The sequence below is a fragment of the Mycetocola sp. Y444 genome (genome assembly GCF_059445295.1).
Genome location: NZ_JCAIUB010000001.1, coordinates 866,898 through 884,557 on the forward strand (window position 1 = coordinate 866,898; position 17,660 = coordinate 884,557).

14 protein-coding genes are annotated in these 17,660 nt (G+C 64.6%); 8 read left to right on the forward strand and 6 right to left on the reverse strand.

What is annotated here, in order from left to right; all coding sequences use genetic code 11:
- Window positions 1-68: 68 nt before the first annotated feature.
- Window positions 69-1,493: a type I glutamate--ammonia ligase gene (glnA, locus tag AC1C2M_RS04145; protein ID WP_108391105.1), complete on the reverse strand. Its 1,425-nt coding sequence runs from the start codon at window positions 1,491-1,493 to the stop codon at window positions 69-71.
- 138 nt (window positions 1,494-1,631) lie between these two features.
- Here glnA and AC1C2M_RS04150 point away from each other — a divergent pair, with 138 nt between their 5' ends.
- Complete coding sequence (locus AC1C2M_RS04150) at window positions 1,632-2,060, forward strand: RDD family protein (RefSeq protein ID WP_483404236.1); 429 nt, start codon at window positions 1,632-1,634, stop codon at window positions 2,058-2,060.
- Between the two features lie 21 nt (window positions 2,061-2,081).
- Here the strand turns inward: AC1C2M_RS04150 and AC1C2M_RS04155 are convergent, their stop codons facing one another.
- Window positions 2,082-2,792: a DUF4191 domain-containing protein gene (locus AC1C2M_RS04155; RefSeq protein WP_483404235.1), complete on the reverse strand. Its 711-nt coding sequence runs from the start codon at window positions 2,790-2,792 to the stop codon at window positions 2,082-2,084.
- 185 nt (window positions 2,793-2,977) lie between these two features.
- Between AC1C2M_RS04155 and AC1C2M_RS04160 the strand changes: the two genes are divergently transcribed.
- Window positions 2,978-4,549: a protein kinase family protein gene (locus tag AC1C2M_RS04160; RefSeq protein WP_495435359.1), complete on the forward strand. Its 1,572-nt coding sequence runs from the start codon at window positions 2,978-2,980 to the stop codon at window positions 4,547-4,549.
- On the opposite strand, the gene sucB is transcribed toward AC1C2M_RS04160, so the two are convergent.
- The 3 genes from sucB to AC1C2M_RS04175 all read right to left on the reverse strand — a co-directional run bounded on the left by sucB (window position 4,550) and on the right by AC1C2M_RS04175 (window position 9,087).
- Window positions 4,550-6,046, reverse strand: coding sequence for a 2-oxoglutarate dehydrogenase, E2 component, dihydrolipoamide succinyltransferase (sucB, locus tag AC1C2M_RS04165; RefSeq protein ID WP_495435360.1), 1,497 nt, complete (start codon window positions 6,044-6,046; stop codon window positions 4,550-4,552).
- 71 nt (window positions 6,047-6,117) lie between these two features.
- Entirely contained in the window at window positions 6,118-7,491 is a 1,374-nt protein-coding gene (gene lpdA / locus AC1C2M_RS04170; RefSeq protein WP_483404232.1) for a dihydrolipoyl dehydrogenase, read from the reverse strand.
- A 96-nt stretch (window positions 7,492-7,587) separates the two neighbouring features.
- Complete coding sequence (locus AC1C2M_RS04175) at window positions 7,588-9,087, reverse strand: leucyl aminopeptidase (RefSeq protein ID WP_495435361.1); 1,500 nt, start codon at window positions 9,085-9,087, stop codon at window positions 7,588-7,590.
- A 115-nt stretch (window positions 9,088-9,202) separates the two neighbouring features.
- Between AC1C2M_RS04175 and AC1C2M_RS04180 the strand changes: the two genes are divergently transcribed.
- The 5 genes from AC1C2M_RS04180 (at window position 9,203) to AC1C2M_RS04200 (ending at window position 15,005) form a co-directional block, all read left to right on the forward strand.
- Complete coding sequence (locus AC1C2M_RS04180) at window positions 9,203-10,144, forward strand: proteasome assembly chaperone family protein (RefSeq protein ID WP_483404230.1); 942 nt, start codon at window positions 9,203-9,205, stop codon at window positions 10,142-10,144.
- A 25-nt stretch (window positions 10,145-10,169) separates the two neighbouring features.
- Window positions 10,170-11,486 (forward strand): MFS transporter, encoded by a 1,317-nt coding sequence (locus tag AC1C2M_RS04185; RefSeq protein ID WP_495435362.1) that lies wholly within the window; start codon window positions 10,170-10,172, stop codon window positions 11,484-11,486.
- 225 nt (window positions 11,487-11,711) lie between these two features.
- Window positions 11,712-12,983: an RNA polymerase sigma factor gene (locus tag AC1C2M_RS04190; protein WP_495435363.1), complete on the forward strand. Its 1,272-nt coding sequence runs from the start codon at window positions 11,712-11,714 to the stop codon at window positions 12,981-12,983.
- Window positions 12,976-14,271, forward strand: a complete 1,296-nt coding sequence (locus tag AC1C2M_RS04195) for a Mur ligase family protein (protein ID WP_495435364.1) — start codon at window positions 12,976-12,978, stop codon at window positions 14,269-14,271. Before AC1C2M_RS04190 ends, AC1C2M_RS04195 begins: the two co-directional genes overlap by 8 nt.
- Window positions 14,268-15,005 carry a type 1 glutamine amidotransferase gene (locus AC1C2M_RS04200; RefSeq protein ID WP_495435365.1) on the forward strand — a complete coding sequence of 246 codons (738 nt, stop codon included), beginning with the start codon at window positions 14,268-14,270 and terminating at the stop codon, window positions 15,003-15,005. Before AC1C2M_RS04195 ends, AC1C2M_RS04200 begins: the two co-directional genes overlap by 4 nt.
- A gap of 99 nt (window positions 15,006-15,104) precedes the next feature.
- On the opposite strand, the gene AC1C2M_RS04205 is transcribed toward AC1C2M_RS04200, so the two are convergent.
- The gene (locus AC1C2M_RS04205; protein WP_108961943.1) at window positions 15,105-15,350 is read right to left on the reverse strand and encodes a DUF7455 domain-containing protein; all 246 of its coding nucleotides are present in this window, start codon (window positions 15,348-15,350) and stop codon (window positions 15,105-15,107) included.
- Window positions 15,351-15,529: 179 nt separating this feature from the next.
- On the opposite strand from AC1C2M_RS04205, the gene AC1C2M_RS04210 reads away from it, so the two are divergent.
- On the forward strand, window positions 15,530-17,611 hold the full coding sequence (locus AC1C2M_RS04210) for a DNA gyrase/topoisomerase IV subunit B (protein ID WP_495434030.1): 2,082 nt from the start codon (window positions 15,530-15,532) through the stop codon (window positions 17,609-17,611).
- Window positions 17,612-17,660 lie beyond the last annotated feature (49 nt).

Consider the following 17,660-nt stretch of genomic DNA (forward strand, 5'->3'; position numbering starts at 1 on the left):
CGTGAAGGCACAAACGACTGCGGGCCGCCCACCCCGAGAGGTGGACGGCCCGCAGAGGCACACGTGGGTTACACGCCGTAGTAGAGCTCGAACTCGAACGGGTGCGGACGCTGAGCGAGAGGCTTGATCTCGTGCTCGCGCTTGAAGTCGATCCAGGTCTCGATCAGTTCACGCGTGAACACGTTGCCCTGAAGGAGGAACTCGTGGTCTGCCTCGAGCGCCTGAAGGGCACCCTCGAGCGAGGACGGAACCTGTGGGATGCTCTTCGCTTCTTCCGGGGGAAGTTCGTAGAGGTCCTTGTCGACCGGCTCGTGCGGCTCGATGCGGTTCTTGATGCCGTCGAGGCCTGCCATCAGCTGCGCGGCGAACGCGAGGTACGGGTTACCCGATGCGTCTGGCGCGCGGAACTCGATGCGCTTGGCCTTCGGGTTCGTTCCCGTGATGGGGATACGAATCGATGCCGAACGGTTTCCCGCCGAGTAGACGAGGTTGACCGGTGCTTCGAAGCCGGGAACGAGGCGGTGGTAGCTGTTGACCGTCGGGTTCGTGAACGCGAGGACGGCCGGCGCGTGCTTGAGCAGGCCACCGATGTACCAGCGTGCGACATCCGAGAGTCCGCCGTAGCCTGCCTCGTCGTAGAACAACGGGGTGTCGCCGTTCCACAGCGACTGGTGGGTGTGCATTCCCGATCCGTTGTCACCGAAGAGTGGCTTGGGCATGAACGTCGCGGTCTTGCCCCACTGCTGTGCCGTGTTCTTGACGATGTACTTGAACTTGAGGATGTCATCCGCCGAGTGCACCATCGTGTCGAACCGGTAGTTGATCTCACCCTGGCCGGCGGTGCCGACCTCGTGGTGGCTGCGCTCGAGGATCAGGCCAGCGTCGATGAGCTTGAGGCAGATGTCGTCGCGCAGGTCAGCGTGCTGGTCAACGGGGCTGACCGGGAAGTAGCCGCCCTTGTACGGGGTCTTGTTGGCGAGGTTTCCGCCGGGCTCTTCGCGGCCCGAGTTCCAGGCGCCTTCGCTGGAGTCGACGGAGTACGAGCTGGAGTGCTGGTTGATCTCGTAGCGCACGTCGTCGAAGATGTAGAACTCCGCCTCCGGGGCGAAGAACGCGGTGTCGGCGATGCCGGTGGACGCGAGGTACTTCTCGGCCTTCTTCGCGACCTGGCGCGGGTCCTTCGAGTAAATCTCGCCGTTGCGCGGGTTGTAGATGTCGAAGACGATGATGAGCGTGCGCTCAATGCGGAACGGGTCGATGTACGCCGTCGTCACGTCGGGGATGAGCTGCATGTCCGACTCGTGAATGCTGGCGAATCCCCGGATCGATGAGCCGTCAAACAGCTGCCCGACAGTGAAGAATTCCTCGTCTACTGTCGACGCCGGGATGTTGAAGTGCTGCTGCACACCAGGGAGGTCGGTAAACCGAATGTCGACGAACTTGACGTCCGTGTCCTTGATGAACTTGAGCACCTCGGAAGAATCGCTGAACATATGGAAAACTCCAAATAGGGTTGGAACCGAGAAGGATGCAACGTGCAACCTCTTGAAGGGTATGCACCCGGGGTTACCCGACAGTGACACCCATGTTTCTGGCATGTTACACGTCTGAAGCCGACGTAGGATTTAACAATGCCTGCAGACAGCCGCCATCCCGCATCATCCGGCGACATCGCCCCGAGTCGATACCCCGGAGAGCGCCTCGGGCTTCCCGAGAGCGGCCCGCACAGCGTGGCACGGCTCGGCAGGAGACTCGGCGCACTCACCGTGGACTGGATCATCGCCATGCTCGTGTCGGCGATGTTCTTCAACGCGGACGCGTGGGCAAACCTGCTGGTTTTCGCGGTATTGCAGATCGTTTTTCTGCCAACGATCGGTGCGAGCATCGGACACCGGGTCTTTGGACTCCGGCTGATCCGGGTGACAGGCGGCTGGGCCGGTGTCTGGCGGCCTATCGTTCGAACCGCGCTGCTCGTCATCGTCGTTCCCGCCCTCGTCTGGGACTCAGACCAGCGCGGGTTCCACGACAAGGTTGCTGGAACGGTCCTCATCCGAGCCTGAGGACCGTTCGCGGCGAGGCGATTACCGCGCGCGCTGCGGCTTGACCTTGAACGGGTCGACGCCCTTCGGGATCGGCAGTCCGTTCGAACTGAGCGACGACAGCCGGTTGACGATGGCGAGCACCTCCGGCTTGGTCAGCGTCGACTTGACCTTGCGAACGGTCCTGGGCAGCTTGTGCAGCGGGACCGAATCAGCGTCTGGTCCGACATAGAAAACGGTGACAGGAACGTTGGGAAGCACGCGCTTCACCTTGCGCTTCTCGTCTTCGACAAGGCGTGTGACGCGCGAGCGCGGGCCTTCGCCGACGAGGACGACTCCACCCCGCCCGACGGCGCGGTAGACCGCGTCCTGGGTTTTCGCATTCGCGTTGACGGGCATTTCGCTACCCTGCCAGCCGCGGGGGAGTGAACTGCGGAAGACGGCGCCGACGGCACCGGGCTGGCCGGAGATCTGACCGTACGCCGCTTTCTCGGCTTTACGGCCGAGGACGATCATTGCGGCGAGGATGCCGGCGAGCACGCCGGCGATGATCCAGAGGACAAGGCCGAAGACGCTGCCGCCCGAGATGAGGATCGCGAGAACGACGGAAACAGCGATGCTCCCGAAGAACGCGAGGAGGATCCACCAGACGGCGGTCTTGTCGTAGCGGCGGGTCATCTGGAACACCTGCCACATTTGCTTCAAACGGCCTGGTTCCTTCGCAGCCTTAGCTGGCTTTTCTTTGCGTGCCATGGGATCAAGGATACCGGCATCCGGGAGGGTCCGATGTGCCCGGTCGCTCCTGATTTTGCAGGGCCGGGCAACGCCTCGTGCGGGGGTGGTGCACCCGGCCCCCTCACACCCGCAGGCTGCGGAGATCCGCTCCACCGGTCGGGCCGGCCCAGTCCGGACCGGCTCGCGGCGGGGAGAATCGGCGGATGAGACCAGCCCTGTTCCGGCGCGGGCCTTCACCACGCCGCACCGCCGGTGCAGCGCCGCATGCTGTCACCTCCTCCGACAAGGTGGCCGGTGACGCATCGGGTGCGGACGCGGTCGGGTCAGGCCTCGACAGTGTGCTGTGTGGCTATCGCCTCGTTCGCGTCATCGAACACACCCCAGACGCAACGACGTGGCTCGCGGTGCCCGCCCAGGCAGTCGTACCCGCCGCCGAACCGGACGGCGGGTCAGCGTCCAGTGCGATCGAGCTCACGCGACTCGCCGGTCAGGCTCCATCGGCACTCGCAGCAGCGGCCGCCGGACTCTCACCCTACGTTCACGCTGCGCTCGACGTAGCCACCGATGACACAGGTGCCCTCATCCTCATCGCCGAGCGCACGCAGGGCACGCTCGCCGGGCTACTGGCCGAGCGCAGGACACTGCTGCTGGGGGAGGCGGTCACCATCCTCGCGCCGGTGGCTTCCGGCCTCGCCGCCCTGCACACGGCGGGGATTGCTCACGGCGCTCTCACACCAGACGCTGTCGCATTCACCCCGCACGGCCGCCCCCTCATTACCCGGCTCGGCGTCCGGGGTGCCCACGTACCCGACGACGCGACAGCTGCCACCCTGTGGCGTCAGGATCGCCTGTCCCTCGGTGCAATCCTCCGCTGCGTACTCGACAGGTGTGAGGACTCTGTCGGCGATGCCGTGCCATCGCTCCTGCGATGGTTCGACCGGACCGTCGGTGACTCTCCCGACGCCGTGTTCTTCAGCCAGCTGGAGCTGCGGCTCTTCGCCCTCGCTGACCCCCTTCCCGTCGACCTCGACCGGGAAAATACGGCAGCGGATGCACCGGACCTCCCGGCCGGTTCGCTCACAGGGCCGGGCCGCCCCGAGCCACCCGACATCCAGGGGAGCGGGGGCTGGCTGTCGGCGATACTCACCGGCACCGGGCTCGACCTGGTGGCCGACCTCGCCGATCGCTTCTCGCCGACGACAGCGATCGTGGAAGTGATTACGGAGAGAACCGCCGGATTGGGAGGCTGGGTCCGGCGAGCCCTCAGCGGGAGGGCTGCCCTGGTCGTCGTCGCGACGGTGGTCGCGATTGTGACGGTCTGGGGAGGGTTGAGCGTGCTCCCCGGTTCGACAGCGGCCCCGAAGCCGACACACTCCGCATCATCGCCACCGGCTGTTGCGCTCAGCGGCGCCGAGCGCATCGCCATCGGTGCCGAGGATCCGGACGCGGCGGTCCGAGCGCTTCTCGGGTTCCGTGCGCGATGCCTCGCGAGCGGCAGCGCCGAGTGCGTAGCGGTCGTCGATGAGCCCGGATCCGCTGCGGAGGCCACCGACCTGCACGCCCAGGAGACGAAAGGCACCGCCCCGCTGAGCGCCTTGCCCGCAACCGGCGTTGCCGGGCTGCAGATCGAGCTCATCCAGCGCACGGGCAACGCCGTGTTGTTTCGCGTCGGCGGGACGCCCGACACAACAAACCAGCCGGTGCTCGTCCTCGTGATGAAGACGAACACCGGCTGGCTGTTGCGGGACCTTGCGGAGCCCGACGGACTTTCCTGACTAGATGCCGAGGTCGGCCTCGAAAGCGCCTGCTTCGAGACGGTTCTTGACCGCGACGAGGTAGCCGGCAGCATCCGCACCGTCAACGATGCGGTGGTCGTACGACAGGGCGAGGTAGACCATAGAGCGGATCGCGATGGCTTCCTGGCCCGCAGCCTTGACGACGACGGGACGCTTCACGACGATGCCGGTTCCGAGGATCGCGGACTGCGGGAGGAACACAACAGGGGTGTCGAAGAGCGCGCCACGCGAACCGGTGTTGGTCACCGTGAACGTACCACCGGAAAGCTCGTCAGGCTTGAGCTTGTTGGCACGGGTCCGGTCGGCGAGATCAGCGATCTGCGCGGCGGTCTCGGCGATGTTGAGGTCGGTTGCGCTGCGCACCACCGGGGTGAGCAGCCCGCGCTCGGTCTCAACGGCGATCGAGATGTTCTCGTGGTCGGGGTAGACGATCGAGTCACCGTCGATGGTCGCGTTGACGACCGGGTACGCGGTGAGTGCCTCGGCTGCTGCCTTGACGAAGAACGGAAGGAAGGAGAGCTTGTTGCCTGTCTTCGACAGGAACTCGCCCTTCACCTTGTCGCGGAGCGTCGCAATGTTGGTGACGTCGACCTCGATCACCGTGGTGAGCTGGGCTGAGGTCTGCATCGACTGGACGGCGCGCTCGGCGACGACCTTGCGGAGGCGCGACATCGGTTGCGTGGTGCCACGGAGCGGGGAGATGTCGAGCGGCTTGGCCTTCTCGGCGGCCGGAGAGACGGATGCTGCCTGGCTGGCCTGCAGAACGTCTTCCTTGCGGATGCGACCGCCGACACCGGTACCGGTGATTGTCGACAGGTCGACACCCTGCTGGTTGGCGAGGCGCCGGACCAGCGGAGTGACGTATCCGCTACCGAGCGATTCGCCGCCGACGGGAGCCTTCGCCGGAGCAGGAGCTGCCGGAGCCGGGGCTGCTGCCGGAGCGGAAGGCGCTGCGGGAGCAGCAGGAGCTGCAGCCGCCGGAGCGGGCGCAGCTGGAGCGGGTGCTGCCGCGGCGGGCGCGGGTTCCGGTGCGGCAGGCGCCGGGGGAGCAGGTGCGTCTGCGGGGGCCTCGGCCGGTGCGGCCTGGGCCTCCTCGGGGACCTCGGTCGACGGCTGGACCGACGGTGCCTCGGCTTCGTTGGACTCCGCCTCCGCGGATTCCGCCGGCTGCTCGGCAGCGGGTTCAGCGGCAGGCTCTGCCTCGGCGGCGGGCTCTGCGTCACCTGCCGGTGCGGAGGACCCGTCACCGATCTTGACCAGGGCGGTGCCAACCTCAACCGTTTCGTCTTCCTGCACGAGGATCTCTTCGATCACTCCGGCGACGGGCGACGGGATTTCGGTGTCGACCTTATCTGTCGATACCTCGAGCAGCGGTTCGTCGACCTCAACCCGATCCCCGACGTTCTTCAGCCAGCGGGTGACCGTACCCTCGGTGACACTCTCGCCGAGTGCCGGAAGGCTTACGGATTCTGACATGACCTTGTCTCCTTTGAAACCAATTCTTGCTGTATGAGCTTAGTGACGAACGCGCCCGCGGCGGGCGAGAACTAGAGTGCGTGCAGGGGCTTTCCCGCGAGGGCGAGGAAAGCCTCGCCGAGCGCTTCGCTCTGTGTGGGGTGAGCGTGGATCAGAGGAGCGAGGTCCTCCGGGTACGCTTCCCAGTTCACAGCGAGCTGGCCTTCAGTGATGAGTTCGCCAACCCGGGCACCGATCATGTGGACTCCGACAACGGGGCCGTCGATGACACGAACGACCTTGACGTTTCCGGCGGTTCCGATGATCTCGCTCTTGCCGTTGCCGGCGAGGTTGAAGTCGTACGCCTTGATCTTGTCTGCGCCGTACTGCTCAGCAGCCTTCGCTTCGCTGAGACCGACTGATGCGACCTCAGGGTCGCAGTAGGTGACCTTGGGGATGTTGACGTCGGGGATAAGCACCGGCTTGAGTCCGGCGATCTCCTCGACGGCGAAGATGCCCTGCTGGAAACCACGGTGTGCAAGCTGGAGTCCAGGGACGATGTCGCCGACGGCGTAGAGGCCCGGGATGTTGGTTTCGAGGCGCTCGTTCGTGATGACGAACCCACGGTCCATCGTGACGCCGACCTCTTCGTAACCGAGGTTGGCCGTCGACGGGCCACGACCGACCGCGACGAGGAGAAGCTCGGCCTCGATGGTCGTTCCGTTCTCGAGCGTGATGACCACGCCGTTCTCGTCCTGGGTCACACCCTGGAAGCGCACGCCGAGCGAGTAGTTGATGCCGCGCTTGCGGAACGCGCGCTCGAGTCCCTTGCTGATGGACTCGTCTTCATTGGGAACGAGGTGCGGGAGAGCCTCGATGATCGTGACATCTGAACCGAACGACTTCCACACGCTCGCGAATTCGACGCCGATGACGCCTCCGCCGAGTACGGCAACCTTCTTGGGCACGAAGTCGAGTTCGAGTGCGTGTTCGCTCGTGATGACGCGTCCGCCGATGTCGAGACCGGGGAGGGAGCGGCTGTACGAGCCCGTGGCAAGGATCACGTTCTTGCCCGTGACCGTCGTGTCGCCAACCTGTACCGTCGTCGGCGATGTCAACCGGCCTTCACCCTCGATGACCGTAATTCCGCGCGCCTTGATCAGGCCCTGGAGTCCCTTGTACTTCTTCGCGACGATTCCTTCGCGGTACGCGGTGACGCCCGAGATATCGATGCTGTCGAACGTGGCCTTCACGCCGTACTTCTCCGAGTCACGCGAGACGTCGGCAACCTCGGCCGAGTGCAGAAGTGCTTTGGTTGGAATGCAGCCGCGGTGGAGACAGGTGCCACCGAGCTTGTCTTTCTCTACAAGTCCGACGGTAAAGCCGAGCTCGCTAGCGCGCAATGCTGCTGCGTAGCCGCCGCTTCCACCACCGAGAATGACGATGTCAAAATTCTGCTCCGACACTGAGTTGCTCCCTCGTGCATCTGGGTTCATGCGTAAGTCACCGTCCCTGGGTCGGGGTGGTAACGCGATAGGCGTTTTACTGCCCATACGACCTTACTACGGGCGGGAAAAGTCTTCGGCCATCCTGAGCAGCGATCGAACGGCCACTCCGGTCGGCCCTGTCCCGGTGAATCCATACGCGGATTCACCGTTGGTACCTGAACCGGCGATGTCGAGGTGCGCCCACGGAATGGACGGAGCGTCGGGTGCATCGCTCGTCTTTCCGATGAACTCGCGCAGGAACAGGCCAGCGAGGAGCATTCCGCCCGCCCGGTTTCCGACCTTGGCGTTCACGAGGTCAGCGACATCGGAGCGAAGCAGGCCCCTGAGTTCTTCGGCGAACGGCATCGGCCACATGGTTTCACCCGTGGCCTTCGCGGCGTCGAGGACCTGCGCGACAAACGCGTCATCTCCCATGACACCCGAGTACCGGTTGCCCAGTGCCACGACGGCGGCGCCGGTCAGCGTGGCGACGTCGACGATGGCATCCGGCATCTCGGCACTCGCGGCAACGAGACCATCCGCCATGACCAGTCGGCCTTCGGCATCCGTGTTCGTGACCTCGACGGTTGTACCGTTCTTGATCCGCAGAACGTCGCCGGGGCGAATCGCTGTCCCTGACGGCATGTTCTCCGCGATGCAGAGCCACGCAGTGACCCGCACGTTGAGGTTCAGCTCGGCTGCCGCGCGAACGACGGCGAGGACCGTTGCCGCGCCGGTCATGTCGTCTTTCATGCCGAGCATGGACGCCGCAGGCTTGAGGCTCAGTCCGCCGGTGTCGAAGGTGATGCCCTTGCCGACGAGTGCGAGGTGGCGAGGAGCGCCTTCCGGAGCGTACGCCAGTTTGACGAGACGCGGCCCGCGGCTTGAGCCCTGGCCGACACCGAGGATTCCGCCGAACCCGTCACGCTCCAGGGCGTCTTCGTCCCACACGGTGACGTCGATGGGCAGGTCGCGAACGGATGTCTCCGCCGCCTTGGCGAGCGTCTCCGGGTACAGATCGTTCGCGGGCGTCGCTGCGAGGTCCTTGACCTCGGCGACAGCGCTGGCGATGACGAGCGCCCGCGTGGTGAGAGCGGCGACTTCGTCACTGCCGGCCAGTGCGTCGTCAGCGACCACGGTCACGCGCGCGACGGGGGTCTTCTGGCTGTCGATGGATGTTCCCTTGTATGCGGTAAAGGAGTACGCGCCGAGCGCAGACCCCTCAAGCACGGCGGCCAGGGCAGCTGCATCGCCGAGGGGGAGGGCGATGGCGACCGACGTCGCGCCAGCGAGCTGCCTGACCGCGGAGCCCGCGGCGAGGCGAAGGGCGTCCGGGGAGATGGTTGCCCCAAGACCAATGATCGCGATGGTCGGAAACTCAGCGGTCCCTGGCACGCGAACGAGCTGGTCCACCGCGCCTGTGACGCCAACGGCGCCCAGCGAGGCGGAAAGGAATTCGAAACCGTCAGGGGCGTGCAGCCGGGGACTCTTCCCCTCGGCAGTTGCGCCGACGACGAGGACGTCGGCGTTCAGATCGGAGGCGGAGCGGGAGACGGAGAGTTCGGGAACGGCCATTGCTTCATGCTAGCCCGTGGCGCCCGAGCGGCAGTTGCCGGCCTGTTCGCTCTGGGCGCGCGTCCACGGTCGCGTCGGGGGAGGTTCGCTCCTCTGCGCCGCTTAGAGTGGATGCATGAGCGTTTCCGGCGATCTGTTCGAGCTGACCCCAACGGCATCCGCTGTGCCCCAGGGGCTTGACCTCGTGATCGCGCTGACCGGGTTCTCCGATGCCGGTGGTGCGGCTGGCCAGTTCAACGAGTACTCCCGCGAGGCGGTGTCGAGCGAACCGATCGCCGTCTTTGACAACGATCTGCTGCTCGACTACCGCGCACGGCGGCCGATCATCTACTTCAATGAAGACCGCCTCACCGAGTACTCGCCTCCTGCGCTCCAGCTCTCGCTGGCCGAGGACGACATGCACAGGCCCTTCCTCATGCTGACCGGATACGAGCCCGACTTCCTCTGGGAGCGTTTCGTCCGCGAGGTCATCGCGTTGATCGACCGTTTCGGCGTCGCCCGCACGATGTGGGTCCACGCGATCCCGATGCCGGTTCCGCACACCCGCCCGATCGGAGTCACGGTGAGCGGTACGCGGGAAGACCTGATCGACGCGATGAGTGTATGGCGTCCACACACCCAGGTGCCGGCCAACGTTCTTCACCTGCTCGAGTACCGCCTCACCGAACGCGGGTCGGATGTCGCTGGATTCGCGTTGCTGATTCCGCACTACCTCGCAGACACCGAGTTCCCAGCGGCGGCACTCGCGACGATCGACAGCATCAGCGCGGCGACCGGGCTCATCCTCCCGACCGACGAGCTCAGGGAAGAGGGCAGGGACTTCGTCTCTCGCATCGACGAGCAGGTGCAGGGCAACGAGGAGCTTCAGCGCCTCGTCGGTACCCTGGAGCAGCGCTACGACGCCTACATGGAGAACAACTCCCTGAAGTCGCCACTGATGGACTCGGATGGCGAGCTCCCGAGTGCCGACGAGATCGCGGACGAACTGGAGAAATTCCTGGCCGCACGGAAGGGTCACGACGACGGACCGTCCGGTAGCCAGGACTCACGACCCTGATCGCCGGCTGGCATAGGGTTGACGGGTGAATTCCCGCAGATCCTGGTTCGTCTTCTGGGTTGGTGTCATTGCGTACATCGCCGCGGTCATGCAGCGGTCGACGCTCGGCGTAGCGGGAGTGTCCGCAGTCGAGAGGTTCGACGCGACGGCGTCAGCCCTCAGTACGCTCGCGGTCGTCCAGCTCATCGTTTACGCTGCGCTCCAGGTCCCTATCGGTGTTCTCATCGACAGGCTTGGCCCGCGCATTCTCATCATCTGCGGACTGTCGCTCATGGTTGCCGGGCAGGCCGTCCTGGCCTTTGCCCCGTCGATCGGTGTCGCCGTTCTCGGGCGGGTTCTGGTTGGCGCCGGTGACGCGGCAATTTTCGTCTCGGTGATGCGACTGGTGACGTCGTGGTTCTCCGGGCGGACGGTTCCGCAACTGTCACAGTGGATGGGCAACCTCGGTCAGGCCGGGCAGATCCTCTCGGCGATCCCATTCGCATGGGTTCTTCACGAGGCAGGGTGGACGTCCGCGTTTCTCGCCGCCGCGTCCTTCGTCGCGCTTGCCCTCGTCCTCTCCCTCGCGGTGATTCGTGACCGGCCCGCCAGCTCGACGGAGCAGCCGCGGGTGGCGACGCTCGGCGAGGCACTCAGGGAACTGCGGGCGAGCTTCACCCGTCCCGGCACCCAGCTGGGCTTCTGGGCCCACTATTCGACGCAGTCATCCGGAACCGTGTTCTCGCTGCTGTGGGGCTACCCGTTCATGGTCTACGCGATGGGACTCGACGAGCCGCTCGCCGCCTCAATGCTTCTCGTTGTCGTGGCATCCGGTGTCGTCATCGGTCCCGTTCTCGGCCTGCTCTCGGCGAGGTTCCCGTACAGGCGAAGCAATCTCGTTCTCGCGATCGTGTTCGTGATCGGCGGGGCGTGGGCGCTCTTCCTGAGCTGGCCGGGGGTGCCTCCGCTCTGGCTGCTCATCCTTCTCCTCGTCGTTCTCGGCGCTGGCGGTCCCGGATCCCTGATCGGATTCGACTTTGCCAGGACCTTCAATCCCGTGCGCGTGCTCGGCGCAGCCAACGGGGTCGTCAATGTCGGAGGGTTCCTCGCCAGCTTCGTCATGATGTTCCTGATCGGCGTGATCCTCGATTTCCAGGCCTCTCCGGGTGCGGGTACCGCAGAGCTGTACAGCATCTCTTCGTTCAAGCTCGCGTTCCTCGTGCAGTACCTCGTGATCGGTTTCGGAGTGGTCATGCTGATCGGTGCTCGCAGGCGGACGCGTCGCAGAATTGTCATGGATGAGGGAATTGAAGTGGGGCCATTGTGGGTTGCAGCTATAGAGAGATTCCGACGCCGCCGCTGAGGTCGCCGCAGGGCGGGCGCCGGGGAACAGGACCCATGGCGGGGTAGCTGGTGAAAACGTGGCATAATGCTCATAAGGACCCGTTCAGGTTCCCGAGGCATGCACGTCGTGAAGCGAGCAGTGAAGCGCCCGGACTTGACATGGGTCCTCGTAATGTCCGAAAACAATATGGACCCGCGAGCGAGTTCTGGCGACTCCTTCGCTCGGGGACTGAAAGGTGCTCTTATGGCCACCAAGGCCGCACAAACTTCGGCAGAAGAAGAACAGACGACAGCGACAGCCGCAGCCGTGAAGGCTCCGGCAGCGAAGAAGATGACAGCAGCTGCAGCGGCGAAAGCCGCGAAGGCAGCAGCCGCAGACGACGCGCCCGCTAAGGCGCCCGTGAAGCGCGGGGCAAAGAAGAAGACGGCCGACGTCGTCGACGAGGCCGCCGCCGCTCCTGACATCGCCGACGACGATCACGACGACGACGACAGCAAGCCGAGCACGATCGCGACGGAAGCTCTTCCGCAGGGTGCGCTCGTTCTGTCCGCCACCGACGACGAAGACGAACTCCCCGTCTACTCCTCGGCCATCACCGGTGCCACAGCCGACCCGGTCAAGGACTACCTGAAGCAGATCGGAAAGGTCGCGCTTCTCAACGCGGCCGAAGAGGTCGAGCTCGCGATGCGCATCGAGGCGGGCCTGTTCGCCGAGGACAAGCTGTCGCAGATGGATGACGCTGCAAAGCGTACCCAGCTCGGCCGCGAACTGACGTGGGTAGCCAAAGATGGCGCACGGGCGAAGAGTCACCTGCTCGGAGCGAACCTCCGCCTCGTGGTGTCTCTCGCGAAGCGGTACACAGGTCGCGGAATGCAGTTCCTCGACCTCATCCAGGAGGGGAACCTCGGCCTCATCCGTGCGGTCGAGAAGTTCGACTACACCAAGGGCTTCAAGTTCTCGACCTACGCCACCTGGTGGATTCGTCAGGCGATCACCCGCGCGATGGCCGACCAGGCGCGCACCATCCGTATTCCGGTGCACATGGTCGAGGTCATCAATAAGCTCGCCCGCGTCCAGCGGCAGATGCTGCAGGACCTCGGTCGCGAGCCAACGCCTGAAGAGCTCAGCCGTGAACTCGACATGACGCCGGAGAAGGTCATCGAGGTGCAGAAGTACGGTCGCGAACCGATCTCGCTTCACACGCCACTCGGTGAAGACGGAGACAGCGAGTTCGGTGACCTCATCGAGGACACCGAGGCTGTCGTTCCCGCCGACGCGGTCGGCTTCACCATGCTGCAGAAGCAGCTCGAAAGCCTGCTCGACTCACTGAGCGAGCGCGAAGCCGGAGTCATCCGGATGCGCTTCGGCCTCGGTGACGGTATGCCCAAGACCCTCGACCAGATCGGCGACACCTTCGGTGTCACGCGTGAGCGGATCCGCCAGATCGAGTCGAAGACGATGGCCAAACTGCGCCACCCGTCCCGGTCGCAGTCGCTTCGTGACTACCTTGAGTAAACCGACAGGCCTGCACTACGTCCTTCCCATCTTCGCCGGTCGCGTGACGCGCTTTGTCACGCGACTGCGCGGAGGCGGAAGCGCGATGCCCGGCGTCGTGGTGCAGAAGCTTGCCCCGCACATCATGCGGGACGTCGCCTCACAGCTGCCCTACGGGGTCGTGTTCGTCCTCGGCTCCAATGGCAAGTCGACAACGACCAACCTGCTTTCCGCGATCATGCGCGAGCACGGCCTCCGCGTCTTCACGAATCCCTCCGGCGCAAACATGCCGCAGGGCATCGCATCGGCGATCCTCGCTGAGACGAGCCTCACCGGTCGCATGGATGCCGACATCGCCATCCTCGAGATCGACGAGGGCTACGGCGCCGCCATTGCGAGGCAGCTGAAGCCTGAAACTGCAGTGATCCTCAATCTGCTCGTCGACCAGATCTACCGCTTCGGTGAGCCGGATAAAGTCGCTCAGATGTTCCGCGGTATCGCCGCGGAAATCGGATCGTCGATCGTGCTCAACCGCGATGACAACTTCCTGGGCAAGCTCGGCAGCGAGCTTGAGGCCGAGGGCCGACTGGCCGTCGACTACTTCGGCGCAACGCCGGAGGTACAGGCTGCTGCTCCACACGGCCAGGTTTCAGCCCGAGACTTTACCGACGCCGCAGCAACGCTCACGCGTCCCGCTGTTGCTGAGGTCGTTCGCGCCGACGGTTACGACGCGCAGATCTCGTTCGCGGGGACTGTGCACGACATCCGGATGCCGTCACGCGGCCTGCACTACGCGGTGGACATCGCAGCGGCATTCACCCTTGCCGCACGCAACCTCGGCGACAAGTTCGACATTCACCGGGCAATTACCGCCGTCCAGACCACGAAGACCGTCTACGGTCGTGGGGAGATCCTGCAGGTCAACGGCGTTGAGGTCGAAATCCTCATGCTCAAGAACCTTGCGAGCCTCCAGCTGAACCTGGACTACCTGCAGGAGACGCCGGACTCCGTGCTGTTCGCCTACGACGAGTCGAGCAAGGACCCGTCCTGGCTCTACGCGGCAGACCTGAGCCGGCTCGACCATGTCGACGTCATCTCCGGGCCGAAGGGTGCCTTCGTGGCACTTCGACTGGCCTACGAGGGCAAGGACTACGGGATCATCGAACCCGACATCACGAAGGCAGTGCAGCGGATGCTCGACGGCCCACGGCCGAAGAGCGGGCGTCACACGTTCTTCCTCGACTATGACCAGATGATGGCGACCCGTCGTTACCTCGGCTACAAGGACCTGGAAGCGGGTGCAGCATGACGATCTCGGTTCTGGAACTCTACCCGGCCCACCTCTCGCTGAACGGTGACGTCGGCAACCGCACTGCGCTTGTCCGGCGGATGCGCCTCGCCGGCCTGGACGTCGCTGAACACGCGTACAACCCGGGTGACGAACTGCCGGAAACCCCCGACATTGTCACCATCGGGACGGGGACATCGAGCGCCCAGCGTTCACTGGCCTCCGACATCGCTCGACTCGCGCCGCGGCTCGCCGAGTGGTCTGCCAACGGTGTTGTGATCTTCGCCGCCGGGGCGGGTTTCCACCTGCTCAGTGGTTCGGTCCGGTTCGGCGCCGACGAAGTCATTCCGGGCGCTGGCGTTTTCGCCGGCTCGGTGGACTCGTCGCGGCCGCGCACGATCACCGAAGCGTTCGCCGTTGAGAGCGAATTCGGTCTGCTGGTCGGAACGGAGAACCACACGTCGGTTTTCGTCGGCCGTCCTGACCAGAAACCACTCGGGCGTGTGCGGAACGGCGTCGGCAACGGCGATGGTACCGACGGCGCTGTCGTCGGTAACAGCTACGGTACGCACCTGCACGGCCCCGCGCTGGTCCTGAACCCTGCGCTGGCTGATCACCTGATCACGCTCGCGGCGTCACGCGCCGGCGAGGATTACGTGAAGAACGACCAGCACGTCGCGCTCGACAAGACCGTCGAGCTGGCGAGGGCCATTCTCATCAATAAGCTGCCTGCGGCTCTGAAGCCCAGGGACTAACCTGTGAGCCCGCCAGCCGGGTGCACGAAAAAACGCCGCCCGGCTCCGGGCGGCGTTTTTTGTGTGGGGTGTGTGCTGATGTGTACGAGACGGCGGCAGTCAGGCGCGCTGGTCTTCGAGAAGCCTCGAAGACTCGTCGTGCCAGCTGTGTGCGATCGCACTGAGCTTCTCCTGGTACTTCTTGCCGTGGTGTGCGCAGAACAGCAGTTCGCCGCTCTTGACGACAACACGAATGTAGGCCTGGGCACCGCAGCTGTCGCAGCGGTCAGCCGCCGTCAGCTTTGGCTCAAGCGTGTCAACGGCGCCGGTCTCTTTTCCGACCGTACCGTTTTCTCCCTCTGACATGAGCTCCTCCTGACCTCGCGTTTTGACCTAAATGCCTTGTAACCCAATGAAACCACGCGAACCCGGGAATCGGCCCACTCGCGCGGGTATTTCGCTGTGCGCGTAGACCGGGGCAGGCGGAGGCGAATGCCTCTCGTGTCTTGGGGCGTTTCCCGTCTTACCGTCTATAGGCTTGTGAGGTGAGTTCTGACTATTCCGCCCGCCACCTGTCTGTCCTCGAGGGTCTCGAGGCCGTACGCAAGCGTCCCGGAATGTATATCGGGTCCACTGACTCGCGCGGTCTCATGCACTGTCTCTGGGAAATCATCGACAACTCCGTTGATGAGGCGCTCGGCGGCCACGGTGACCACATCGATGTTGTGCTGCACGAAGACGGAAGCGTCGAAGTTCGGGACCGCGCACGCGGCATCCCTGTCGACATCGAACCGAAGACCGGTCTGAGCGGTGTCGAGGTCGTCTTCACGAAGCTTCACGCCGGTGGAAAGTTCGGGTCTGGATCGTACGCCGCGTCTGGTGGACTCCACGGCGTTGGCGCCTCTGTCGTCAACGCGCTGAGCGAGCGACTCGACGTCGAGGTCGATCGTGACGGGAAGACATGGGCCATGTCGTTCCACCGCGGCGAGCCGGGAATCTTCGACGATAAAGGCCGCGAGCCGAGCCCGGATGCCCCGTTCACGCCGTTCGAGTTCGGGAGCGAACTGCGGGTGGTCGGCAAGGTCAAGAAGGGCGTAACCGGCTCGCGGGTCCGCTACTGGGCTGACCGGCAGATCTTCACGAAGGGCGCAGCGTTCCAGATGGACGACCTGGTTGCCCGCGCCAGGCAGACCGCGTTCCTCATCCCTGGACTTGCCCTCACCATCGATGACCGGCGCTCGCCCGACGCGGGTTCACACCTCTTCCAGTACGAGGGAGGAATCTCGGAATTCGTCGAGCACCTCGCTACAGACACCCCGGTCACCGATGTCTGGCGACTCCAGGGATCTGGCACGTTCACCGAGACCGTTCCGGTGCTGAACGACAGCGGTGCCATGGTGCCGACCGAACTCGAACGCACCTGTGAAGTGGACATCGCCCTGCGCTGGGGGACCGGGTACGACACGGTCACGAAGAGCTTCGTCAACATCATCGCGACGCCCAAGGGCGGTTCGCACCAGCTCGGGTTCGACCAGGGACTGCTCAAGTTCCTTCGCCAGCAGGTTGAACTCAATTCCCGCAGGCTCAAGGTCGGCAACGACAAGCTCGAGAAGGACGACGTGCTCGCCGGCCTCACGGCCGTGCTGACCGTGCGCCTGCCCGAGCCACAATTCGAGGGGCAGACCAAAGAGGTCCTCGGTACCCCCGCGGCACGCAATATCGTGTCCGCCGTCGTCACGAAGGCTCTCAAGGAACGATTCTCGTCGCCGAAGCGCGACGACAAGGCACAGACCGCACTCGTGCTCGACAAGGTTGTCTCCGAGATGAAGTCCCGGATTTCCGCGCGAGCGCACAAGGAGACCCAGAGGCGCAAGAACGCCCTCGAAAGTTCGACCCTTCCGGCGAAGCTCGTTGACTGCCGGTCAAACGACGTCGCCAACAGCGAACTCCTGATCGTCGAGGGTGACTCGGCGCTCGGCACGGCAAAGAACGCGCGGGACAGCGAGTACCAGGCACTCCTCCCGATCCGGGGCAAGATTCTCAACGTGCAGAAGGCATCCGTGTCTGACATGTTGTCGAACAGCGAGTGCGCTTCGATCATCCAGGTGATCGGTGCAGGCTCCGGGCGCAGCTTCGATCTCTCCGCCGCGCGCTACGGCAAAGTCATCATCATGAGTGACGCCGACGTCGACGGCGCGCACATCCGCACGCTGCTCCTGACGCTGTTCTTCCGGTACATGCGACCCATGATCGCGGAGGGCAGGGTATTCGCTGCCGTCCCGCCGCTCCACAGGGTCATCGTCGTGAACCCCGGCTCAAAGCCGAACGACACGATCTACACCTACTCCGAGCAGGAGTTGCACGCCGTGCTCGCTAACCTCAAGAAGACGAACAAGCGCTACCTCGAACCGATTCAGCGTTATAAGGGCCTCGGCGAGATGGATGCCGACCAGCTGGCGACCACCACGATGGACCGGCGCCACCGTACGCTTCGCCGGGTGCAGGTGCCTGACGCCGAGCAGGCGGCACAGGTGTTCGAGCTGCTGATGGGGAACGACGTCGCACCGCGCAAGGAGTTCATCATCGACAGCTCCGACCGGCTCAACCGCGACCGCATCGACGTTTAGCGGCGCGGTTCGCCGAGATCACCCGAAGCGGTCGAGATCATCCGTTGTA